The sequence below is a fragment of the Pseudomonas sp. GW821-FHT05H12 genome, assembly GCF_059419385.1.
Genome location: NZ_JBWKRS010000004.1, coordinates 81278 through 101250, shown reverse-complemented (window position 1 = coordinate 101250; position 19973 = coordinate 81278). Strand labels below are relative to the sequence as shown.

The window sequence follows — 19973 nt, the reverse complement described above, 5'->3', positions numbered from 1 at the left end:
AGACCTAGAAGTGCAAGGCTGGGTAACAGTGTACAGGTAGGAGCCGGCTTGCCGGCGATGACAGTTTTGAGAACGACGGTGTTCTTCAGGGCCTCATCGCCGGCAAGCCGGCTCCTACAGGTCGGTGAGCGTTTTCCGCCGCGGGCAAGCCGGTGGAATCAGAGAGCGGCTTTGATCAACATGCCCGCCGCCACCAGCACACACAGGCCGGCAAAGCCGACTTGCAGGGTACGCGTGGGGATCAACGCACACAGGCGCCGACCGGCTAGCATGCCGACGATGCTGGCGCCAATGAACATCCAGCCCACCGGCTCGATGCGCACACCGGCATGGAACGCGCCCGCCACACCAATCAACGAGATCAGGCTGATCACCATCAACGAGGTGGCGACAATGCCGCGCATCTGCACGTCGGTGAGCTGCTTGAACGCCGGCACAATCAGAAAGCCCCCGCCCACACCGAGCAGGCCCGACACGGCACCGGTCACGGCGCCGAGTGCCGCCAGAGTGGCCGTGCATTTAGCGGTCCAGGCCAGGCGCCCGGTCTGCTGGTTGAGCATGCAGTTCTTCTGGCCCCAGGACGCGGCGCCATGGTCGCTGGGCCCGGCCTGTTTTTTTTCGCGCTGCAACATGCGCCAGGCCACCAGCACCATCAGCGCGCTGAACAAGCCCATCAGCAGGTATTCCGGCAATTGGTGGGCGAAAAACACCCCCACCGGTGAAAACAACCCGCCGAGCACGGCGATCAGCAACGCCGCGCGATAGCGCACCAGGCCATGGCGCAAGCCGTCAATGGCCCCCACCGCTGCCGCCGCCCCCACGGCGAGCAGCGACACCGGTGCAGCCTGGGTCATGCTCAGGCCCAACCCCAGCACCAGCGCCGGCACGCCGAGGATGCCGCCACCGGCACCGGTCAGGCCCATGACCAGGCCCATCAAGATGCCCAACACACTGGCCAGCAGCATTCAGTCCACCTTGCTCAGGCGGGTCAGCCACTCGCGGCCCTTGAGCATGCCGTTCCAGTAGAACCACGGCAGCAGCGTCGCCTTGAGGAACCACATTGAACGCCGCGCCTGGGTCGGGTCCAGGGGAAAGGTCGGCAGCAGCTTGCCGCCATAACCGAACTCGGCCAGCACCACCTTGCCCTTCTCCACCGTCAGCGGGCAGGAACCATAGCCGTCGTACTTGAGGGGCAGCGGCGCCTGTTTGCGCAGGGCCAGCAGGTTTTCCGCGACCACCACGATCTGTTTGCGCACGGCCGCAGCGGTCTTGGCGTTGGTGGTGCCGCACACATCGCCCAGGCCGAAGATGTGCGGGTAGCGCAGGTGCTGCAGGCTGTGAGGGTTGACCTCGCACCAGCCGGCCGCGTCGGCCAGCGCACTGTGGCGGATGAAGTCCGGGGAAACCTGCGGCGGGACCACGTGCAGCAGGTCAAAGCTTTTCTCTTGAACAGTGACGTTGCCCTCGGCGTCCTTCACCTCGAACCAGGCCCTGCGCGCCGGGCCGTCGACCTTGACCAGATTGGCGTTGAACGCCAGGCGGGCGTTGTACTTTTCAACGTACTTCATCAACGGCGGGACGAAGGTCGGCACGCCGAACAGCGCGGCACCCGCCAGGTTGAACTCGACGTCGATGTTGTTCAGGACGCCCTGCTTGAGCCAGTGATCGCAGGACAGGTACATCGCCTTTTGCGGCGCGCCCGCGCATTTGATCGGCATGGCCGGCTGGGTAAAGATCGCCTTGCCACCCTTGAGCTGCTGCACCAGTTGCCAGGTGTAGGCGGCGTGTTCATAGCTGTAGTTGGAGGTGACGCCGTTGCGCCCGAGGGTGTCCCGCAGGCCCTCGATTTTCTCCCAGGCCAGGCGCAGGCCGGGGCACACCACCAGGTTTTTCCAGCTGACGCGCTGGCCACTGTCGAGCACCAACGTCTGCTCATCGGCCAGGATTTCGGTGACCGCGGCCTGTATCCAGGTCACGCCATTGGGCAACACATCGGCCAGTGGGCGGCGGGTCTTCTTCACGTCGTAGGCGCCGCCGCCCACTAAGGTCCAGGCCGGCTGGTAGCAGTGGTGGTCGCTGGGTTCGATGAGGGTGATGTTCAGGTGGGGGTCGCGCTTGAGCAGGCTGGCCAGCAGGCCGATGCCTGCCGAGCCGCCGCCGATGACTACGATGTCGCCACTGATGGTTGGGCCCCAGTGTTGGTCGGTCATGGTCTATCGCCTTTTGTATTCAATGCACACAAGGGTCGTTGCCGGATGGCATCACGCCCAGCTTTTTATCACCGCGCCGCAGTACAGGCCGGACAGGGTCTTCATCACTTGAATCACTTCATGGCTGGCCAGCCCGTAGAAGATGTATTTGCCTTCCCGACGGGTGGCTACCAACCCTTCGTCACGCAGGATGCCCAACTGTTGGGACAGCGTAGGCTGGCGAACGCCGGTCATGGTTTCCAGCTCGCCGACGTTGCGCTCGCCCTGGGTCAACTGGCAGAGGATCAACAAACGGTCTTCATTGGCCAGCGCCTTGAGCAAGGAACACGCCTTGGACGCCGACGCGCGCAGCTGGGCGACTTCGCCTTCACTCAGAGTAGATTCCATTTGCCTCGGGTCCTTTTTGTCACTTAAGCTCAAAACATTATGTGTAAACGTAAACTGATTGTAACGACTTTTTTCTTCACCACTTCCTTACAAAACAGGAACAGCCGCCATGCCCGCGTTGATTCAAGCTTTTTTGGACGAGGCATCGTCGACCTACACCTACATCATCTATGAAGCCGACGGCGGCCCCTGTGCCGTCGTCGACTCCGTGCTCAACTACGACCCGGCTTCCGGGCGCACCGACACGGCCCAGGCCGACAAGGTCATCGACTTTGTCCGCGAACACCACCTGCAGGTGCAATGGCTGCTGGAAACCCACGCCCACGCCGACCACCTGTCTGCCGCGCCGTATTTGCGGCGCACCCTGGGCGGCAAAATTGCCATCGGGCAGTCCATCAGCACCGTGCAGGGCGTGTTCAAGAACCTGTTCAACCTGGAGCCGGAATTTCGCGTGGATGGCTCGCAGTTCGATCACCTGTTTGCGCCGGATGAGGTGTTTCATATCGGCAACCTGAAGGCCCAGGCGCTGCATGTACCCGGACATACGCCGGCGGACATGGCCTACCTGATCGACGGCCGGTTGATCCTGGTGGGTGACACGCTGTTCATGCCGGATGTTGGCACGGCGCGCTGCGATTTCCCGGGCGGCGATGCGCGGCAGCTCTACGCGTCGATGCGCAAGTTGCTGGCGTTTCCGCTGGAAACCGAACTGTACGTTTGCCATGACTACCCGCCCGATGGCCGCACGGCGAAATGCCTGACCACCGTGGCCGAACAGCGCGCGGGGAATATCCATGTGCATGACGGGGTGGATGAAGCGGCGTTTGTGGAAATGCGTACCAAACGGGACGCCGGGTTGGGCATGCCGACATTGTTGCTGCCGGCGATCCAGGTGAATGTGCGGGCGGGGAATATGCCGCCGGCGGAAGAGAATGGCGTTGTCTACCTCAAGATCCCCCTCAACAGACTCTGACATACCCACCCCCTGTAGGAGCCGGCTTGCCGGCGATAGCGGTGGGGCAGGCAAACCGCCATCGCCGGCAAGCCGGCTCCTACAGTTGAGCGGGGTGGGTCAGGTGCCCAGGTTGATGCCATTGGCCGGCAACGGCAGCGCGGTTTTATAGCGCACCTGCTTGAGCGCAAAACTCGACCGAATATTCGCCACCCCCGGCACCTTGGTCAGAAAGTCCATCATGAACCGCTCCAGCGACTGGATCGTCGGCACCAGCACCCGGATCAGATAGTCCGGGTCGCCCGCCATGAGGTAGCACTCCATCACTTCCGGCCGGTCGGCAATTGCGCCCTCGAACTGCTGCAGCGCCAGCTCGTTCTGTTTCTCCAGGCTGACGTGGATGAATACGTTGACGTGCAGCCCGAGCAGGTCGGCGTCGAGCAAGGTGACCTGGTCACGGATCAGCCCCAATTCCTCCATCGCCTTGACCCGGTTGAAGCACGGCGTGGGCGACAGGTTCACCGAACGCGCCAGGTCGGCGTTGGTGATGCGGGCGTTCTCCTGCAAGGCGTTGAGAATGCCGATATCGGTACGGTCCAGTTTGCGCATGAGACAAAATCACCTGTTTTTTATGTTTATGCAGTTTTTTTATCCGCAAATGATCTTGAGCGCAATGAAACACAGATAAATATTCTTCTACGCCCCGCCTATGATTGTTGTAGGACAAGATTTCCCTTACCCGGGGACTGACTGTCAGCTAGCGCGCCCACTACAAGAAATTCACAAGATAGAGCGTAGAAAGCCATGACCCAGCAGTACGAACCACTGCGCCTGCACGTTCCCGAACCCTCGGGCCGCCCAGGCTGCAAGACCGACTTCACGTACCTGCGCCTGACCGACGCCGGCACGGTGCGCAAACCCGCCATCGACGTAGAACCCGCCGACACCGCCGACCTGGCCAAGGGCCTGATCCGCGTGCTCGACGACCAGGGTCAGGCCCTGGGGCCGTGGGTCGAAGGCGTTAGCGTCGAGATCATGCGTCGCGGCATGCGCGCCATGCTCAAGACGCGCATCTTCGACAACCGCATGGTGGTCGCCCAGCGTCAGAAAAAAATGTCGTTCTACATGCAAAGCCTTGGCGAAGAAGCCATCGGCAGCGCCCAGGCCCTGGCCTTGAACATCGACGACATGTGCTTCCCCACCTACCGCCAGCAAAGCATCCTGATGGCCCGCGAAGTGCCGCTGGTGGACCTGATCTGCCAGTTGCTGTCCAACGAGCGCGACCCGCTCAAGGGGCGCCAGCTGCCGATCATGTATTCGGTCAAGGACGCCGGCTTCTTCACCATCTCCGGCAACCTCGCCACCCAATTCGTACAAGGCGTGGGCTGGGGCATGGCCTCGGCGATCAAGGGCGATACCAAAATCGCCTCGGCCTGGATCGGCGACGGTGCCACCGCCGAATCCGACTTCCACACCGCCCTCACCTTCGCCCACGTGTACCGTGCGCCGGTGATCCTCAACGTGGTCAACAACCAGTGGGCCATCTCCACCTTCCAGGCCATTGCTGGCGGTGAAGCCACCACCTTCGCCGGACGCGGCGTCGGTTGCGGCATCGCCTCCCTGCGCGTGGACGGCAACGACTTTATCGCTGTATACGCCGCCTCCGCCTGGGCCGCCGAGCGTGCGCGCCGCAACCTCGGGCCTACGCTGATCGAATGGGTCACCTACCGCGCCGGCCCGCATTCCACTTCCGATGATCCGTCCAAGTACCGTCCCGCCGACGACTGGAGCCACTTCCCCTTGGGCGACCCGATTGCGCGCCTCAAGCAGCACCTGATCAAGATTGGCCAGTGGTCCGAAGAGGAACACGCGGCGGTCAGTGCCGAGCTGGAAGCCGAGGTGATCGCCGCGCAGAAAGAAGCCGAACAGTACGGCACCCTGGCCGGTGGCCAGATTCCAAGCGCCGCGACCATGTTCGAAGACGTCTATAAAGAGATGCCGGAGCACTTGAAGCGCCAGCGTCAAGAGTTGGGGATCTGACATGAACGATCACAACAACAGCATTGAAGTGGAAACCGCCATGACCACCACCACCATGACCATGATCCAGGCCCTGCGCTCGGCCATGGATGTGATGCTCGAACGTGACGACAACGTGGTGGTGTTCGGCCAGGACGTGGGTTACTTCGGCGGCGTGTTCCGTTGCACCGAAGGCTTGCAGAACAAGTACGGCAGCTCGCGGGTATTCGACGCCCCGATCTCCGAAAGCGGCATCGTTGGCGTCGCCGTGGGCATGGGCGCCTACGGCCTGCGCCCGGTGGCCGAGATCCAGTTTGCCGACTACGTCTACCCCGCCACCGACCAGATCATCTCCGAAGCGGCGCGCCTGCGTTATCGCTCGGCCGGCCAGTTCACCGCGCCGCTGACCATGCGCATGCCCTGCGGCGGCGGCATCTACGGCGGCCAGACCCACAGCCAGAGCATCGAGGCGGTGTTCACCCAAGTCTGCGGCCTGCGCACGGTCATGCCGTCCAACCCCTATGACGCGAAAGGCCTGCTGATCGCCTCCATCGAAAACGATGACCCGGTGATCTTCCTGGAGCCCAAGCGCCTGTACAACGGCCCGTTCGACGGCCATCACGACCGCCCGGTAACCCCGTGGTCGAAACACCCGCAAGCGCAAGTACCGGACGGTTACTACACCGTGCCGCTGGACGTGGCCGCCATCGTGCGCCCAGGCTCTGCCGTGACCGTGCTGACCTACGGCACCACCGTGTATGTGTCGCAAGTCGCCGCCGAAGAAACCGGTATCGACGCCGAGGTCATCGACCTGCGCAGCCTGTGGCCGCTGGACCTAGAAACCATCGTCAAGTCGGTGAAAAAGACCGGCCGTTGCGTGGTGGTGCACGAAGCCACGCGCACCTGCGGTTTTGGTGCCGAGTTGGTGTCGCTGGTGCAAGAGCATTGCTTCCACCACCTGGAAGCGCCGATCGAACGCGTCACCGGCTGGGACACCCCCTACCCGCACGCGCAGGAGTGGGCGTATTTCCCAGGGCCGTCCCGAGTGGGCGCGGCGTTGAAACGGGTCATGGAGGTCTGAATGGGCACGCACGTTATCAAGATGCCGGACATTGGCGAAGGCATCGCGGAAGTTGAACTGTCGGTGTGGCATGTAAAGGTCGGCGACCTGGTGGTTGAAGACCAGGTACTGGCGGACGTCATGACCGACAAGGCGATGGTGGACATTCCCTCGCCCGTGCACGGCAAGGTGATTTCCCTCGGCGGCGAGCCGGGTGAAGTCATGGCCGTGGGCAGTATTCTGATCAGCATCGAAGTGGAAGGCGCGGGCAACGCCAAGGAAGCGCCCGCCGCGAAAGAAGCGCCGAAAGCTGCACCGGTGGTCGAGGCCAAGCCCACGCCGGTGGCGGTTGAAAACAAACCGGCACCGGTTATCGCAGCCCAGGCACCCGTGGCGCGTGCAGCCGACGAGCGTCCGCTGGCCTCCCCGGCCGTGCGTAAACACGCACTGGACGCCGGCATTCAGTTGCGTCTGGTACAGGGTTCCGGCCCGGCCGGGCGAATCCTCCATGAAGACCTCGATGCCTACCTGCAACAAGGCACGACGAGGGCATCGACGGCCGCCAACCCTTACGCCGAGCGCAACACAGAAGAGCAGATCCCGGTGATCGGCATGCGCCGCAAGATCGCCCAGCGCATGCAGGACGCCACGCGCCGCGCCGCGCATTTCAGCTATGTGGAAGAGATCGACGTCACCGCCCTCGACGAGCTGCGCGTGCACCTCAACGAGAAACACGGCGCCACGCGCGGCAAGCTGACCCTGCTGCCGTTCATCGTGCGCGCCATGGTCGTGGCGTTGCGGGACTTCCCGCAGATCAACGCGCGTTACGACGACGAAGCCCAGGTCATCACCCGCCTTGGCGCGGTGCATGTGGGCATCGCCACCCAGAGCGACGTCGGCTTGATGGTGCCCGTGGTGCGCCACGCAGAAGCCCGCAGCCTGTGGGGCAATGCCGAGGAAATCGCACGTTTGGCCACCGCCGCACGCAACGGCAAGGCCAGCCGTGACGAACTGTCGGGCTCGACCATCACCCTCACCAGCCTCGGCGCCTTGGGCGGCATCGTCAGTACGCCGGTGCTGAACCTGCCGGAAGTGGCCATCGTCGGCGTCAACCGTATCGTTGAGCGGCCGATGGTGATCAAGGGCCAGATCGTGGTGCGCAAGATGATGAACCTCTCCAGCTCGTTCGATCACCGCGTGGTCGACGGCATGGACGCGGCGCAATTCATCCAGGCCATTCGCGGCCTGCTCGAACAACCCGCCAGCCTGTTCCTGGAGTAACGCATGACGCAGACTTTGAACACAACGCTGCTGATCATCGGCGGCGGCCCTGGCGGTTATGTGGCGGCGATCCGCGCCGGCCAACTGGGTATCCCGACCATCCTGGTGGAAGGCCAGGCACTGGGCGGCACCTGCCTGAATATCGGCTGCATTCCGTCCAAGGCCCTGATCCATGTGGCCGAGCAGTTCCAGCAAACCGTGCACCACAGCCAAGGCTCCAAACTGGGCATCGAAGTGGTTGTGCCGACCCTGGACATCCGCAAGAGCGTGGAATGGAAAGACGGCATCGTCGACCGCCTGACCACCGGCGTTTCGGCGTTGCTCAAGAAGCACAAGGTGCAGGTGATCCATGGCTGGGCCAAGGTGGTGGACGGCAAGACCGTCGACGTCGGCGACCAGCGCATCACGTGCGAACACCTGCTGCTGGCCACCGGCTCGAAAAGCGTCAACCTGCCAATGCTGCCGATTGGCGGGCCGATTATCTCGTCCACCGAAGCCCTCGCACCGACAAGCGTGCCCAAGCGTTTGATCGTGGTGGGCGGTGGCTATATTGGCCTGGAACTCGGCATTGCGTATCGCAAGCTCGGCGCAGAGGTCAGCGTGGTCGAGGCGCAAGATCGTATCCTGCCGGCTTACGATGCCGAGCTGACGGCGCCGGTGGCCGAGTCCCTCAAGCAACTGGGGGTGAAGCTGTACCTCAAGCACAGCGTGACGGGCTTTGCCGACAAGCAGTTGCAAGTGCGCGATCCGAATGGCGACACGCTGTCGCTGGAGACCGACCAAGTGCTGGTGGCCGTGGGCCGCAAACCCAATACCCAGGGCTGGAACCTCGAAGCGCTGAACCTCGAGATGAACGGTGCGGCGATCAAGATCGACAGCCGTTGCCAGACCAGCATGCGCAATGTGTATGCCATCGGCGACCTGAGCGGCGAGCCGATGCTGGCGCACCGCGCCATGGCCCAGGGCGAAATGGTCGCCGAGCTGATCAGCGGTCAATCCCGCGAATTCAACCCCGCCGCGATCCCCGCCGTGTGTTTTACCGACCCGGAAGTGGTGGTGGTCGGCAAGACCCCGGACGAGGCCAAGGCCGCCGGGCTGGACTGCGTCGTGGCCAGTTTCCCGTTTGCGGCCAATGGCCGGGCGATGACCCTGGAGTCGAAAACCGGCTTCGTGCGGGTGGTGGCGCGCCGTGACAACCACCTGATCGTCGGCTGGCAAGCCGTGGGCGTGGGCGTCTCGGAACTGTCCACCGCGTTTGGCCTGAGCCTGGAAATGGGCTCGCGCCTGGAAGACGTGGCCGGCACCATCCACGCCCACCCAACCCTGGGTGAGGCGGTGCTGGAAGCGGCGTTGCGGGCGTTGGGCCACGCGTTGCACCTGTAAACACAGCCCTTGTAGGAGCCGGCTTGCCGGCGATGGCGGTCGTCGGGTAAACCGAATTGCCTGGATCGCCGGCAAGCCGGCTCCTACAAACCCGCTGCAGAATGAAGTATTGTTGCGCCCATCCAGAAAAAAACCGACAAGCCTGCCTTCGACCAGGCGGTTGACCAGAGATAGAGGGTGTCATGGGTAACGAAAGCATCAATTGGGACAAGCTGGGTTTTGACTACATCAAGACCGACAAGCGGTTTCTCCAGGTCTGGAAAAACGGCGAATGGCAAGAAGGCACCCTGACCGACGACAACGTGCTGCACATCAGCGAAGGCTCCACCGCCCTGCACTATGGCCAGCAGTGCTTCGAAGGCCTCAAGGCCTACCGCTGCAAGGACGGTTCGATCAACCTGTTCCGCCCGGACCAGAACGCCGCCCGCATGCAACGCAGCTGCGCCCGCCTGCTGATGCCGCACGTGTCGACCGAAGACTTCATCGAAGCCTGCAAACAAGTGGTCGCGGCCAACGAGCGTTTCATCCCGCCGTACGGCAGTGGCGGCGCGCTGTACCTGCGCCCGTTCGTGATCGGCACCGGTGACAACATCGGCGTGCGCACCGCACCGGAATTCATCTTCTCGGTGTTTGCGATCCCGGTTGGCGCCTACTTCAAGGGCGGCCTGGTGCCGCACAACTTCCAGATCTCCAGCTTCGACCGCGCCGCGCCACAAGGCACCGGTGCCGCCAAGGTCGGTGGCAACTACGCCGCCAGCCTGATGCCAGGTTCGGAAGCGAAGAAATCCGGCTTCGCCGACGCGATCTACCTGGACCCGATGACCCACTCGAAAATCGAAGAAGTCGGTTCGGCCAACTTCTTCGGGATCACCCACGACAATAAGTTCATCACGCCGAAGTCGCCTTCGGTGCTGCCAGGCATCACCCGCCTGTCGCTGATTGAACTGGCCCAGACCCGCCTGGGCCTGGAAGTGGTCGAGGGCGAAGTGTTCATCGACAAGCTCGACCAGTTCAAGGAAGCCGGCGCCTGCGGTACCGCTGCGGTGATCTCGCCAATCGGCGGCATCCAGTACAACGGCAAGCTGCACGTGTTCCACAGCGAGACCGAAGTCGGCCCGATCACCCAGAAGCTCTACAAAGAGCTGACCGGCGTGCAGACCGGCGACGTTGAAGCGCCAGCGGGTTGGATCGTGAAGGTCTAAGCCAACAAACCTTGTAGGAGCCGGCTTGCCGGCGATGGCTGCTTTGAAGGCTGCAGTGAATTCAAGGGCCTCATCGCCGGCAAGCCGGCTCCTACAAGTTTACGCCCCGTTTTTGGGGATATTCTGGGCAATCTTCTTGCCCATGCTGATCCTCGGCTCCACCCCATACCCCAACGCCCCGTAGAACCCCACCACCGCCTCATTGCCACTGGTGATCTGCAGGTTGATCTTCATGCAGCCCAGCGCAATCAGTGCCTGCTCCGCATGCCGCACCAGTGAGGCGCCCAGACCCTGGCGCCGATAATCGGCGTGCACCGCCACTGAATACAACCAGCCACGATGACCGTCGTACCCGGCGAGTATCGTGCCGATCACGGCCTTTTTATCCGTCGCCACAAAGAACAGCCCATCGTTGACCGCCAGCTTCTTGTCGATCGCCAGGCTCGGCAGGTTGTGGGCGGTGTCATAGCCAAACGCCTCCTGCCACAACGCCACCACCTGCGCGCGATGCTGTCGGTCGCGATACGGGCCGATGGGATGCCGGGACGACAGCGCCTTTTCCATCACCAGCGTGCGCTCATTGCCGTGGTACACGTCGCGCACGGTGTGGAACCCCAGCTTGGTGTAGAACGGCTCGGCGGTCAGCGATGACGGCACACTCAGCACTGTCACCCCGGCCTCGCGGGCGCGCAGTTCGATCTCGATCATCAACAGGCGGCCAACGCCTTGCCCTTGCAGGTCGGGGTTGACGAACACCGAACGCACCACGTTGCTGTCCAGGGCGGCCGTGGCCACGATCACCTGGCCCTGCACCGCCACCAGCACCAGTCGCCGCGTGAGCAACGCCAATACCGCATCAGGCGTGAAGTTGCTGGCGACGCGGGCGATCACCTCGGCCGGGTAATCCCGTGCATTGCTGCTGTGCAGGGCGGCCAGGATGACCTGGCTGATGCCTTCAGCGTCGGTGGGTTGGGCGAGACGAACGGCGGTGGACATGACGGCTCCCTGCTAAAGCGATTCTCACAAGCGCCTCATACTAATGTAGGAGCTGGCTTGCCAGCGATAGCGGTCTGTCAGGATCACCGCTATCGCCGGCAAGCCGGCTCCTACAGTTTGAGCGCATTCCACTCTCTGCAGCCGATTCGGCTGTGCCACTGCCCTTTTCAGCTTTCCCGGCTGAACCGCCCCGCTGTTTCAGCCGGGATTCATCCCGCACAAGCCACAAAATAAGCGCACAGCTCAACCTCATGGATTCGTGCACCCATGCAAACCACCAACACCGTCTTGATGATTCGCCCGGCGCGCTTTGCCTTCAACCCGGACACCGCGATCAACAACCGTTTCCAGCGCCCGCCCCAGGACCCGCTCAGTGCACAGCAGAAAGCGCTGGAAGAGTTCGACGGCTATGTCGACACCCTGCGCAGCCACGGCGTGGAAGTGCTGGTGGTGCAAGACACGCCGGCCCCCCACACCCCCGACTCGATCTTCCCCAACAACTGGTGGAGCAGCCATGCCGACGGCAGCCTGGTGCTGTACCCGATGGAAGGCCAGAACCGACGACTGGAACGCAACAAAGGCGTGCTGCAGGTGCTCGAGCAACGCTTTGCGATCAACAGCACCATTGACCTGAGCCACCTGGAACAACAGAACATCTTTCTTGAAGGCACCGGCAGCATGGTGCTCGACCGCCAGCACCGCATCAGCTACGCCTGCCACTCCGGGCGCACCCACCACGACGCCCTGCGTCAATTCGCCGAACGCCTCGATTACCAGCTCTGCGTGTTCCACGCCGTCGACCGCCATCACGCGCCGATCTACCACAGTAACGTGATGATGAGCGTTGGCCGCGACCTCTCGGTGGTGTGCCTGCAAGCCCTGCCCGACGCCGACGAGCGCCGCACCCTGGAACGCTCCCTGCGCGACACCGGCAAAGACATCCTCAGTCTGGACTTCGACCAGCTCGAAGCCTTCGCCGGCAACATGCTTGAAGTCCACGACCGCGACGGCCAGCCACTGCTGGTGATGTCCGCCAGCGCCTGGGGCGCGCTGCAGCCAGCGCAGCGCCAGCACGTGGAGCGCCACACGCGCCCGGTGGTGGTGAACATCGACAACATCGAACGCATCGGCGGCGGCAGTGCCCGCTGCATGCTGGCGGAAGTGCACCTGCCCGCCCGCGCCACCTTCCAATAACTCAAGGAGTCTTGCCATGACCCGCTATATCGACGTCAACGACCTCAGCTACCTGGTCTCGCAAAAAGGCCTGCAGACCTGCATCACCGAGATGGCCGAGTACATCCGCGCCGACTACCTGCGCTGGCAGGATTTCGAGAAATGCGCACGCCTGGCCAACCATTCGCCGGACGGCGTGATCGAGTTGATGCCGGTGTCGGACGCCTCGCTGTACGCCTTCAAGTACGTCAACGGCCACCCGAAAAACACCCTGGCCGGCATGCTCACCGTGATGGCCTTCGGCGCCCTGGGCGATGTGGACACCGGCGAGCCGGTGCTGCTGGCAGAAATGACCCTGACCACCGCGATCCGCACCGCCGCCACCTCGGCCCTGGTCGCCCGTTACCTGGCGCGTGAAAACAGCCGCAGCATGGCGTTGATCGGCAACGGCTCACAAAGTGAATTCCAGGCGCTGGCCTTCCACGCCATGCTCGGTATCAATGAGATCCGCCTGTTCGATATCGACGCCAAGGCCACCGCCAAGCTGGCCGCTAACCTCAAGGCCTTCCCGGCGATCAAGGTGATCCTGGCCGGCAGCGTGGCCGAAGCGGTCAAGGGCGCCGATATCGTCACCACCGTCACGGCCGACAAGGCCTACGCCACCATCCTTACCGACGAGATGATCGAACCCGGCATGCACCTCAACGCCGTGGGCGGCGACTGCCCGGGCAAGACCGAGCTGGACCGACGCATCGTCGAACGCGCCCGGGTGATCGTCGAGTACGAACCGCAAAGCCGCATCGAGGGGGAGATCCAGCACATGCCGGAAGACTCGCCGGTGACCGAATTGTGGCAAGTCATCAACGGCCAGAAACCCGGCCGCGAGAACGCGCGCCAGGTCACCCTGTTCGACTCGGTGGGGTTTGCCATCGAAGACTACTCGGCCCTGCGCTATGTGCTGGACGTGGCCAAGGCGCTGGACGTGGGCAGCACCCTGGAGCTGGTGCCGGCGCTGGCCGATCCGAAAGATTTGTTCGCGCGCCTGGCCCAACAGCCCTGTGCACAGCAGAAAAAGCGCGCCTGAGACCGCTCTGGCCTGCCCCTTTGCGACCAGGGCCGGCCAGAATTCAACCGATAAAAAGCCGATTCAGCGCGTGCAGCAGCCGATTCCGCTGCATTGCGCTTTTTAACAGCGCAATTCGCGCTTTATGCACGGGGTAAACGACACAAAAAACGCACCATCATGAAGCATTCTCTGTGCCCAACGATTCAATGCCCTGACATCAATTACAACATATAGGGACAACCCATGACTCCACTGCGATCACTCTTCGCCGCGTTGCTGTTGCCACTCTGCGCCAGCGCCGCTCACGCCCAGGACTGGAAAGAAATCCGCTTCGGCGTATTCCCCGAATACCCACCCTTCGAATCCGTGGCCGCCGACGGCAGCCTGCACGGGTTTGATATCGAGCTGGGCAATGCGATCTGCGCCAAGCTCGAGGTCAAGTGCACCTGGGTGCACAACGAGTTCGACGGCATGATCCCGGCCCTGCGCGCCCGCAAGTTCGACGCGATCATGTCGTCCATGGCCGTGACCCCGGCGCGGGAAAAGGTCATCGACTTCAGCGACCGCCTGTTCCTCAGCCCGACCTCAGTGATCACTCGCAAAAGCGCCGACTTCGGCGACACGCCGGAATCGTTGAAAGGCAAGCAAGTGGGCGTGCTGCAAGGCTCGCTGCAGGAAGCCTACGCCCGTGCCCACCTGGCCAAGCTGGGGGCGCAGATCAAGGCGTACCAGTCTCAGGAACAGAACTACGCCGACCTGCAGAACGGCCGCCTCGACGCCACCCTGACCGACAAGCTCGAAGCCCAGCTCAACTTCCTGTCCAAGCCTGAAGGCGCCGACTACAAGACCGGCCCGGCCTTCAAGGACCCGACCCTGCCCCTGGACATCGCCATGGGCCTGCGCAAGAACGACCAGGAATTGCGCGCGCTGATCAACAAGGGCATCGCCGCCGTGCAGGCCGATGGCACCTACGCGCAGATCCAGAAGAAGTACTTCGGCGATCAAGACATCTACAACGAGTGATCCCAAAGCCTCCCCCCTGTAGGAGCCGGCTTGCCGGCGATGGCGGCCTGAAGCGTTGCGCTGAATTCAAGGGCCTCATCGCCGGCAAGCCGGCTCCTACGAGGGGCGTCTGTGTCCTTGAGAGATACCCACCATGAACGAATTCCTCAACTTGCAGGGCTACGGCCCGATGCTCGCCCACGGCGCCTGGATGACGCTCAAGCTGGCGTTCCTCGCGCTGGCCTTGAGCCTTGCGCTGGGCTTGATCGCCGCGGGTGCCAAGCTGTCCAGCGTGAAATGGCTGCGGGTGCCCGCCACCCTGTACACCACGCTGATCCGCAGCGTGCCCGACCTGGTGCTGATCCTGCTGATTTTCTACAGCCTGCAACTGTGGCTGAACGACCTGAGCGAAACGTTCGGCTGGGACTACTTTGAAATCGACCCTTTCACCGCGGGCGTCGTGACCCTGGGCTTTATCTACGGCGCGTACTTCACCGAAAACTTCCGTGGGGCGATCCTCAGTGTGCCCGCCGGCCAGCTGGAAGCCGCCACCGCCTATGGCCTGAGCCGCTGGCAGCGTTTTCACCTGGTGCTGTTCCCGCAATTGATGCGATTTGCCCTGCCGGGCCTGGGCAACAACTGGCTGGTGCTGCTCAAGTCCACGGCGCTGGTGTCGATCATCGGCCTGTCGGACCTGGTCAAGGCCGCGCAGAACGCCGGCAAGAGCACCAATGAACCGCTGTATTTCCTGATCCTTGCGGGCCTGGTGTACCTGGTGATCACCACCCTCTCCAACCGCATCTTCAAGCGCCTGGAACGGCGCTACAACCTGGGCATCAAGGGGATGGCGCGATGATCGAACTGTTCCAGCAATACGGCCTGGCCTACCTGTTCAGCGATGGGGCAGGGTTGTCCGGCGTCGCCATGACCTTGTGGCTGTTCATTGTCTCGGTAGTCCTGGGATTCTGCCTGTCGATCCCCTTGGCCTTGGCCCGCGTCTCGCCGCACTTCTGGCTGCGCTGGCCGGTGGAGGTCTACACCTACCTGTTTCGCGGCACGCCGCTGTATATCCAATTGCTGATCTGCTACACCGGGCTGTACAGCCTGGAACTGGTGCAGGACAACGCCCTGCTCAACCAGTTTTTCCGCAATGCGCTGAACTGCACGCTGCTGGCCTTTGTCCTCAACACCTGCGCCTACACCGTGGAGATCTTCGCCGGGGCGATCCGCAATATCCCCCACGGCGAAATCGAAGCCGCCCGCGCCTATGGCCTGCACGGCTGGCGCCTGAACCTGTTTGTGGTGGTACCCGCTGCGCTGCGCCGTGCGTTGCCGGCCTACAGCAACGAAATGATCCTGATGCTGCACGCCACTTCACTGGCGTTTACCGCCACGGTCGCCGACATCCTCAAGGTGGCCCGCGATGCAAATGCCGAGACGTTCCTGACGTTCCAGGCCTTCGGCATCGCCGCCCTGTTGTACATGCTGCTGTCCTTTGCACTGGTGGGCCTGTTTCGACTGGCCGAACGTCGCTGGATGCGTTTTCTTGTTCCTACCCGAGGCTAACCCATGAATCAGTCCGCGCAGGCCCTGGCCGCTTATCCCGTCGACCTCCCCGTTGCCAAACCCGTCACCGCCGCCATCAAGCTGCAAGTCGAGGGCATCCACAAACGCTACGGCGAGCACGAAGTGCTCAAGGGCGTGTCGCTGAATGCACGCCAGGGCGATGTGATCAGCCTGATCGGCGCCAGCGGCTCCGGCAAAAGCACGATGCTGCGCTGCATCAACTTTCTTGAACAACCCGATGCCGGGGTGATCACCCTGGACGGCATCAGCATCGAAATGCAGCAAGGCCGTGCCGGCACCCGCGCACCGCACCAGGCCCAACTGCAGAACCTGCGCACGCGCCTGGCCATGGTGTTCCAGCACTTCAACCTGTGGAGCCACATGACCGTGCTCGAAAACATCACCATGGCCCCGCGCCGGGTGTTGGGCGTGAGCGCCGCCGAGGCGGAACAACGCGCGCGCCTGTACCTGGACAAGGTGGGTTTGCCCGGCCGCGTGGCGGACCAATACCCGGCGTTCCTGTCGGGCGGCCAACAGCAGCGGGTGGCGATCGCCCGGGCCCTGGCGATGGAGCCGGAGATCATCCTGTTCGACGAACCGACGTCAGCGCTGGACCCAGAACTTGTAGGAGAAGTTCTCAAAGTCATACAGACGTTGGCCGAGGAAGGTCGTACCATGCTGATGGTCACCCACGAGATGGGCTTTGCCCGCCAGGTGTCCAGCCAAGTGCTGTTCCTGCATCAGGGCCGGGTCGAGGAACAAGGCGGCGCCGAGATCCTCGACCACCCCGGCAGCGAGCGCTTGCAGCAATTTCTTTCCAACCGTTTGAAGTGAACTCATGGATACCAAGGCCAACGGACCCCACTCCTCCCCTGCGCTGGATCGCATCGATGAGGCGATCATCGACGTGCTGCGCCACCAGGGGCGTATCACCTACGAAAAGCTTTCGTCGCTGGTGCACCTGACCCCCAGGCCGTGCCTGGAACGGGTGCGCAAGCTGGAGCGGCGCGGGGTGATTCGCGGGTATGGCGCGATCATCGACGTGCAGATGGTCTCGCCCGGGTTGTCGCTGTTGGTGTTGGTGGCTCTGTCCAACCAGAGCGGGCGTTCGGCGCAAAAAGCCTTCGAGGCCTGCGTCAAGGCGTGCCCGCAGGTGTTCGAGTGCCAGTTGATCAGCGGGCCGTTCGACTACAGCCTGCGCATGCGCTGCCGTGACATGGAGCACTACCGGGTGTTGACGGAAACCTGGCTGAACAATGACGAGCTGCACATTGACAAGCTGGTGGCGCATCCGGAGTTGGCGGTGGTCAAGAACACCGCCACCGAGCTGACCTGAAACCCAATCCCCCTGTAGGAGCCGGCTTGCCGGCGATGGCGGCCTTGAATCGTGCAGCGGTTTGAAGGGCCTCATCGCCGGCAAGCTGGCTCCTACAATGGGTTGCGCGTGGGTCAGTCAGCCTTGGGTTGACTGGCCTATTGTCATCGCAGGCAAGCCAGCTCCCACATTGATCGGGTTCACAATTTTTTTGCCTGGCTTGGTGCCAATCAGCCTGGCCTGGCCATCCTTCTGCTTGCCCATCCGCGCCTCGGTGATCAACCCCGGGATCAACTTGCCCTCCGGCAAATTCTTCCAGAACCGGCTGGGCAAATGCCCTTCCATGACCTTGGGATTCAAGCGTGCCGGGTTGAAGATGTGGCTGTAGTAGGTCAGCCACATGTCACTGTGGGGGTCCTCGACGTTCTGCGCCAATTGCTGCCAGGCCTCGGGGCACTTGCGTTGGTGAATCATCTGTTCGCCGTCGTAATACACCCCGTCCAGCGGCGTGGCGATCATCCAGCGGTGGCGCCCCATGCGCCCGACAAAATGCTGGCTGGCGGACTTGAGGATGTCGTGCGCTGGCTCGTGCCATGCCACATATTCCGGCAACTCAGGGCCCGCCTCGGCCGGCAGCGCGACAAACCGGACAAACGCATGCAAGTGGTGCGCTTCGCGACTCACCTGCTTGATACGCCGCTGCAACTCACTGCCCAGCTTGTCACCGGCCAGCATCGCGGTGCGGTCGCCATGGCTGACGCGCCACAGCACTTCATACAACAGGCTCCAGCGCTGGTCGCCGTGGTAGCAGGCGGCGGATTCCAGCAGCTCCAGCAGGGCCTTGGGCACCCGCGTCTGGAACGGCCCAAGCCCGGCGGGGATGGGTTCATCGGTGGCAAACAGGTCAGCCGCCTGCACCTCGCCCCAACTCACCTGGCTGGGGTCCACCTGATGGCTAAGGAGCCAACGCGCCTGGTCTCGCCATGTGCTGAACAGGTTGTCGCATTCCAGGCTGATCATCCCCACAACCCCATTTGTTGCGGCTGCGGGCGGTCGCGCAGTTGCTCGCGCAGCAACACGCTGGTGCTGTCAGCCTGTTGCGGGTGGTAGTCACTGGTGATGAAAAACGGTTTGGCCTTGGCCAGTACGCAGCGCATGCGGGCCAGGTCTTCGAAGCGGATCTTGCGTTCGCGGCGCAGGTCGACCAGGCGCTGGGTGGTGCGCAGGCCAATGCCGGGAATACGTGCGATCAAGGTGGGCTCGGCGCGGTTCAGGTCCAGCGGGAACACTTCACGGTGCTCCAGCGCCCAGGCCAGCTTGGGGTCGATGTCCAGGGCCAGGTGGCCGGGGCCTTCGAACAGTTCATTGGCACTGAACCCGTAGCTGCGCAGCAAAAAATCGGCCTGGTACAAGCGGTGCTCGCGCATCAGCGGTGGCGCGGCCAGGGGCACGCTTTTCGGGCTGTTGGGGATGGGGCTGAACGCCGAGTAATACACGCGGCGCAGCTTGAAATTGCCGTACAGCGCCTCGGCACCGTGGAGGATGGTGCTGTCGTCGGTGTCGTCGGCGCCCACAATCAATTGGGTGCTCTGCCCGGCCGGGGCAAAACGCGGCGCGCGCGGCTCGTTGCGCACCGTTTGCTCGCCGGTGTAGATGGTCTGCATGGCCTGCTTGATCGACACGATCTTTTTTTCCGGTGCCAGGGTCTGCAGGCTGGCCTCGGTGGGCAGTTCGATGTTCACGCTCAGGCGGTCGGCATAGCGCCCCGCTTCGGCGATCAGTGCCGGGTCGGCGTCAGGAATGGTCTTGAGGTGAATGTAGCCGCGAAAGTCATGCTCTTCGCGCAGCAGTTTCGCGACGCGCACCAGCTGTTCCATGGTGTAGTCGGACGAACGGATGATGCCGGAACTGAGAAACAGCCCGCTGACGCAATTGCGCCGGTAGAAATCCAGGGTCAGGGTGACCACCTCCTCCGGGCTGAAGCGTGCACGGGGCACGTCGCTGGAGCGGCGGTTGACGCAGTATTGGCAGTCGTAGAGGCAGAAGTTGGTGAGCAACACCTTGAGCAGCGAGACGCAGCGCCCGTCGGGCGTGTAGCTGTGGCAGATGCCCATGCCATCGGTGGAACCCAGCCCCGCCTTGCCCTCGGAACTGCGCTTGGGCGCACCACTGCTGGCGCACGAAGCGTCGTACTTGGCGGCGTCGGCGAGGATGCTGAGTTTTTCGATCAACTGCATGGAGGGCTACCGATACTGGTTTTTTGTACAGTATCAGCGAGCACCCGCAAATGCCAGCGTGCAATGACGAACTGTAGGAGCCCGGCTTGCCGGCGATGGGGATCTCAGGGACGCCATCGCCGGC

General features: G+C 63.0%; 20 protein-coding genes. 13 read left to right on the top strand and 7 right to left on the bottom strand.

Translation table 11 applies throughout. The features are described 5' to 3' along the window. Positions 1–158: 158 nt before the first annotated feature. The 3 genes from AC07SU_RS04990 to AC07SU_RS04980 are packed head-to-tail and all read right to left on the bottom strand — an operon-like array spanning position 159 to position 2597. Positions 159–965, bottom strand: a complete 807-nt coding sequence (locus AC07SU_RS04990) for a sulfite exporter TauE/SafE family protein (protein ID WP_494996385.1) — start codon at positions 963–965, stop codon at positions 159–161. Next, on the bottom strand, positions 966–2210 hold the full coding sequence (locus tag AC07SU_RS04985; protein WP_494996384.1) for an NAD(P)/FAD-dependent oxidoreductase: 1245 nt from the start codon (positions 2208–2210) through the stop codon (positions 966–968). Positions 2211–2261: 51 nt separating this feature from the next. Continuing rightward, the gene (locus AC07SU_RS04980) at positions 2262–2597 is read right to left on the bottom strand and encodes an ArsR/SmtB family transcription factor (RefSeq protein ID WP_017136253.1); all 336 of its coding nucleotides are present in this window, start codon (positions 2595–2597) and stop codon (positions 2262–2264) included. A gap of 109 nt (positions 2598–2706) precedes the next feature. Here AC07SU_RS04980 and AC07SU_RS04975 point away from each other — a divergent pair, with 109 nt between their 5' ends. Then, positions 2707–3570 carry an MBL fold metallo-hydrolase gene (locus tag AC07SU_RS04975; protein WP_494996383.1) on the top strand — a complete coding sequence of 288 codons (864 nt, stop codon included), beginning with the start codon at positions 2707–2709 and terminating at the stop codon, positions 3568–3570. A gap of 99 nt (positions 3571–3669) precedes the next feature. Here the strand turns inward: AC07SU_RS04975 and bkdR are convergent, their stop codons facing one another. Continuing rightward, a complete protein-coding gene (gene bkdR, locus AC07SU_RS04970; protein WP_176998929.1) occupies positions 3670–4158 on the bottom strand; it encodes a Bkd operon transcriptional regulator BkdR in 489 nt (162 codons plus the stop codon). A 195-nt stretch (positions 4159–4353) separates the two neighbouring features. Between bkdR and AC07SU_RS04965 the strand changes: the two genes are divergently transcribed. From AC07SU_RS04965 to AC07SU_RS04945, 5 genes are all read left to right on the top strand, one after another. After that, a complete protein-coding gene (locus AC07SU_RS04965; RefSeq protein ID WP_176998930.1) occupies positions 4354–5589 on the top strand; it encodes a 3-methyl-2-oxobutanoate dehydrogenase (2-methylpropanoyl-transferring) subunit alpha in 1236 nt (411 codons plus the stop codon). A 1-nt stretch (position 5590) separates the two neighbouring features. After that, positions 5591–6649: an alpha-ketoacid dehydrogenase subunit beta gene (locus tag AC07SU_RS04960; RefSeq protein ID WP_016974130.1), complete on the top strand. Its 1059-nt coding sequence runs from the start codon at positions 5591–5593 to the stop codon at positions 6647–6649. Next, positions 6650–7909: a dihydrolipoamide acetyltransferase family protein gene (locus AC07SU_RS04955; RefSeq protein WP_494996382.1), complete on the top strand. Its 1260-nt coding sequence runs from the start codon at positions 6650–6652 to the stop codon at positions 7907–7909. Positions 7910–7912: 3 nt separating this feature from the next. Then, entirely contained in the window at positions 7913–9292 is a 1380-nt protein-coding gene (gene lpdA / locus AC07SU_RS04950) for a dihydrolipoyl dehydrogenase (RefSeq protein WP_494996381.1), read from the top strand. 182 nt (positions 9293–9474) lie between these two features. Then, positions 9475–10494: a branched-chain amino acid aminotransferase gene (locus AC07SU_RS04945; protein ID WP_494996380.1), complete on the top strand. Its 1020-nt coding sequence runs from the start codon at positions 9475–9477 to the stop codon at positions 10492–10494. A 99-nt stretch (positions 10495–10593) separates the two neighbouring features. Here the strand turns inward: AC07SU_RS04945 and AC07SU_RS04940 are convergent, their stop codons facing one another. After that, complete coding sequence (locus tag AC07SU_RS04940) at positions 10594–11490, bottom strand: GNAT family acetyltransferase (protein ID WP_494996379.1); 897 nt, start codon at positions 11488–11490, stop codon at positions 10594–10596. 267 nt (positions 11491–11757) lie between these two features. Between AC07SU_RS04940 and ctlX the strand changes: the two genes are divergently transcribed. From ctlX to AC07SU_RS04905, 7 genes are all read left to right on the top strand, one after another. Further along, positions 11758–12684 carry a citrulline utilization hydrolase CtlX gene (gene ctlX, locus AC07SU_RS04935; protein WP_494996378.1) on the top strand — a complete coding sequence of 309 codons (927 nt, stop codon included), beginning with the start codon at positions 11758–11760 and terminating at the stop codon, positions 12682–12684. A 16-nt stretch (positions 12685–12700) separates the two neighbouring features. After that, the gene (gene ocd / locus AC07SU_RS04930) at positions 12701–13747 is read left to right on the top strand and encodes an ornithine cyclodeaminase (protein ID WP_176998937.1); all 1047 of its coding nucleotides are present in this window, start codon (positions 12701–12703) and stop codon (positions 13745–13747) included. Positions 13748–13972: 225 nt separating this feature from the next. Further along, positions 13973–14752: an ABC transporter substrate-binding protein gene (locus AC07SU_RS04925; protein WP_494996377.1), complete on the top strand. Its 780-nt coding sequence runs from the start codon at positions 13973–13975 to the stop codon at positions 14750–14752. A gap of 133 nt (positions 14753–14885) precedes the next feature. Then, positions 14886–15587: an ABC transporter permease gene (locus tag AC07SU_RS04920; RefSeq protein WP_176998939.1), complete on the top strand. Its 702-nt coding sequence runs from the start codon at positions 14886–14888 to the stop codon at positions 15585–15587. Continuing rightward, positions 15584–16297, top strand: a complete 714-nt coding sequence (locus AC07SU_RS04915; protein WP_494996376.1) for an ABC transporter permease — start codon at positions 15584–15586, stop codon at positions 16295–16297. Before AC07SU_RS04920 ends, AC07SU_RS04915 begins: the two co-directional genes overlap by 4 nt. Positions 16298–16300: 3 nt before the next feature. Next, positions 16301–17131, top strand: a complete 831-nt coding sequence (locus AC07SU_RS04910) for an ABC transporter ATP-binding protein (RefSeq protein WP_494996375.1) — start codon at positions 16301–16303, stop codon at positions 17129–17131. A gap of 4 nt (positions 17132–17135) precedes the next feature. Next, positions 17136–17633, top strand: coding sequence for an Lrp/AsnC family transcriptional regulator (locus AC07SU_RS04905; protein WP_071487193.1), 498 nt, complete (start codon positions 17136–17138; stop codon positions 17631–17633). 117 nt (positions 17634–17750) lie between these two features. On the opposite strand, the gene AC07SU_RS04900 is transcribed toward AC07SU_RS04905, so the two are convergent. Together AC07SU_RS04900 and AC07SU_RS04895 are read right to left on the bottom strand one after the other, a co-directional pair. Continuing rightward, positions 17751–18632 (bottom strand): TIGR03915 family putative DNA repair protein, encoded by an 882-nt coding sequence (locus tag AC07SU_RS04900; protein WP_494996374.1) that lies wholly within the window; start codon positions 18630–18632, stop codon positions 17751–17753. Then, complete coding sequence (locus AC07SU_RS04895) at positions 18629–19849, bottom strand: putative DNA modification/repair radical SAM protein (protein ID WP_176998942.1); 1221 nt, start codon at positions 19847–19849, stop codon at positions 18629–18631. The genes AC07SU_RS04900 and AC07SU_RS04895 overlap by 4 nt, the downstream gene beginning before the upstream one ends. Between the last annotated feature and the right edge of the window lie 124 nt (positions 19850–19973).

Coding starts and splice junctions, on each gene's coding strand:
- bkdR (WP_176998929.1), bottom strand. CDS start 4,158: ATGCGCAAACTGGACCGTACCGATATCGGCATTCTCAACGCCTTGCAG.
- AC07SU_RS04920 (WP_176998939.1), top strand. CDS start 14,886: ATGAACGAATTCCTCAACTTGCAGGGCTACGGCCCGATGCTCGCCCAC.
- AC07SU_RS04900 (WP_494996374.1), bottom strand. CDS start 18,632: ATGATCAGCCTGGAATGCGACAACCTGTTCAGCACATGGCGAGACCAG.
- AC07SU_RS04905 (WP_071487193.1), top strand. CDS start 17,136: ATGGATACCAAGGCCAACGGACCCCACTCCTCCCCTGCGCTGGATCGC.
- lpdA (WP_494996381.1), top strand. CDS start 7,913: ATGACGCAGACTTTGAACACAACGCTGCTGATCATCGGCGGCGGCCCT.
- AC07SU_RS04965 (WP_176998930.1), top strand. CDS start 4,354: ATGACCCAGCAGTACGAACCACTGCGCCTGCACGTTCCCGAACCCTCG.
- AC07SU_RS04960 (WP_016974130.1), top strand. CDS start 5,591: ATGAACGATCACAACAACAGCATTGAAGTGGAAACCGCCATGACCACC.
- ocd (WP_176998937.1), top strand. CDS start 12,701: ATGACCCGCTATATCGACGTCAACGACCTCAGCTACCTGGTCTCGCAA.
- AC07SU_RS04915 (WP_494996376.1), top strand. CDS start 15,584: ATGATCGAACTGTTCCAGCAATACGGCCTGGCCTACCTGTTCAGCGAT.
- AC07SU_RS04895 (WP_176998942.1), bottom strand. CDS start 19,849: ATGCAGTTGATCGAAAAACTCAGCATCCTCGCCGACGCCGCCAAGTAC.
- AC07SU_RS04955 (WP_494996382.1), top strand. CDS start 6,650: ATGGGCACGCACGTTATCAAGATGCCGGACATTGGCGAAGGCATCGCG.
- AC07SU_RS04985 (WP_494996384.1), bottom strand. CDS start 2,210: ATGACCGACCAACACTGGGGCCCAACCATCAGTGGCGACATCGTAGTC.
- ctlX (WP_494996378.1), top strand. CDS start 11,758: ATGCAAACCACCAACACCGTCTTGATGATTCGCCCGGCGCGCTTTGCC.
- AC07SU_RS04975 (WP_494996383.1), top strand. CDS start 2,707: ATGCCCGCGTTGATTCAAGCTTTTTTGGACGAGGCATCGTCGACCTAC.
- AC07SU_RS04925 (WP_494996377.1), top strand. CDS start 13,973: ATGACTCCACTGCGATCACTCTTCGCCGCGTTGCTGTTGCCACTCTGC.
- AC07SU_RS04990 (WP_494996385.1), bottom strand. CDS start 965: ATGCTGCTGGCCAGTGTGTTGGGCATCTTGATGGGCCTGGTCATGGGC.
- AC07SU_RS04940 (WP_494996379.1), bottom strand. CDS start 11,490: ATGTCCACCGCCGTTCGTCTCGCCCAACCCACCGACGCTGAAGGCATC.
- AC07SU_RS04910 (WP_494996375.1), top strand. CDS start 16,301: ATGAATCAGTCCGCGCAGGCCCTGGCCGCTTATCCCGTCGACCTCCCC.
- AC07SU_RS04945 (WP_494996380.1), top strand. CDS start 9,475: ATGGGTAACGAAAGCATCAATTGGGACAAGCTGGGTTTTGACTACATC.
- AC07SU_RS04980 (WP_017136253.1), bottom strand. CDS start 2,597: ATGGAATCTACTCTGAGTGAAGGCGAAGTCGCCCAGCTGCGCGCGTCG.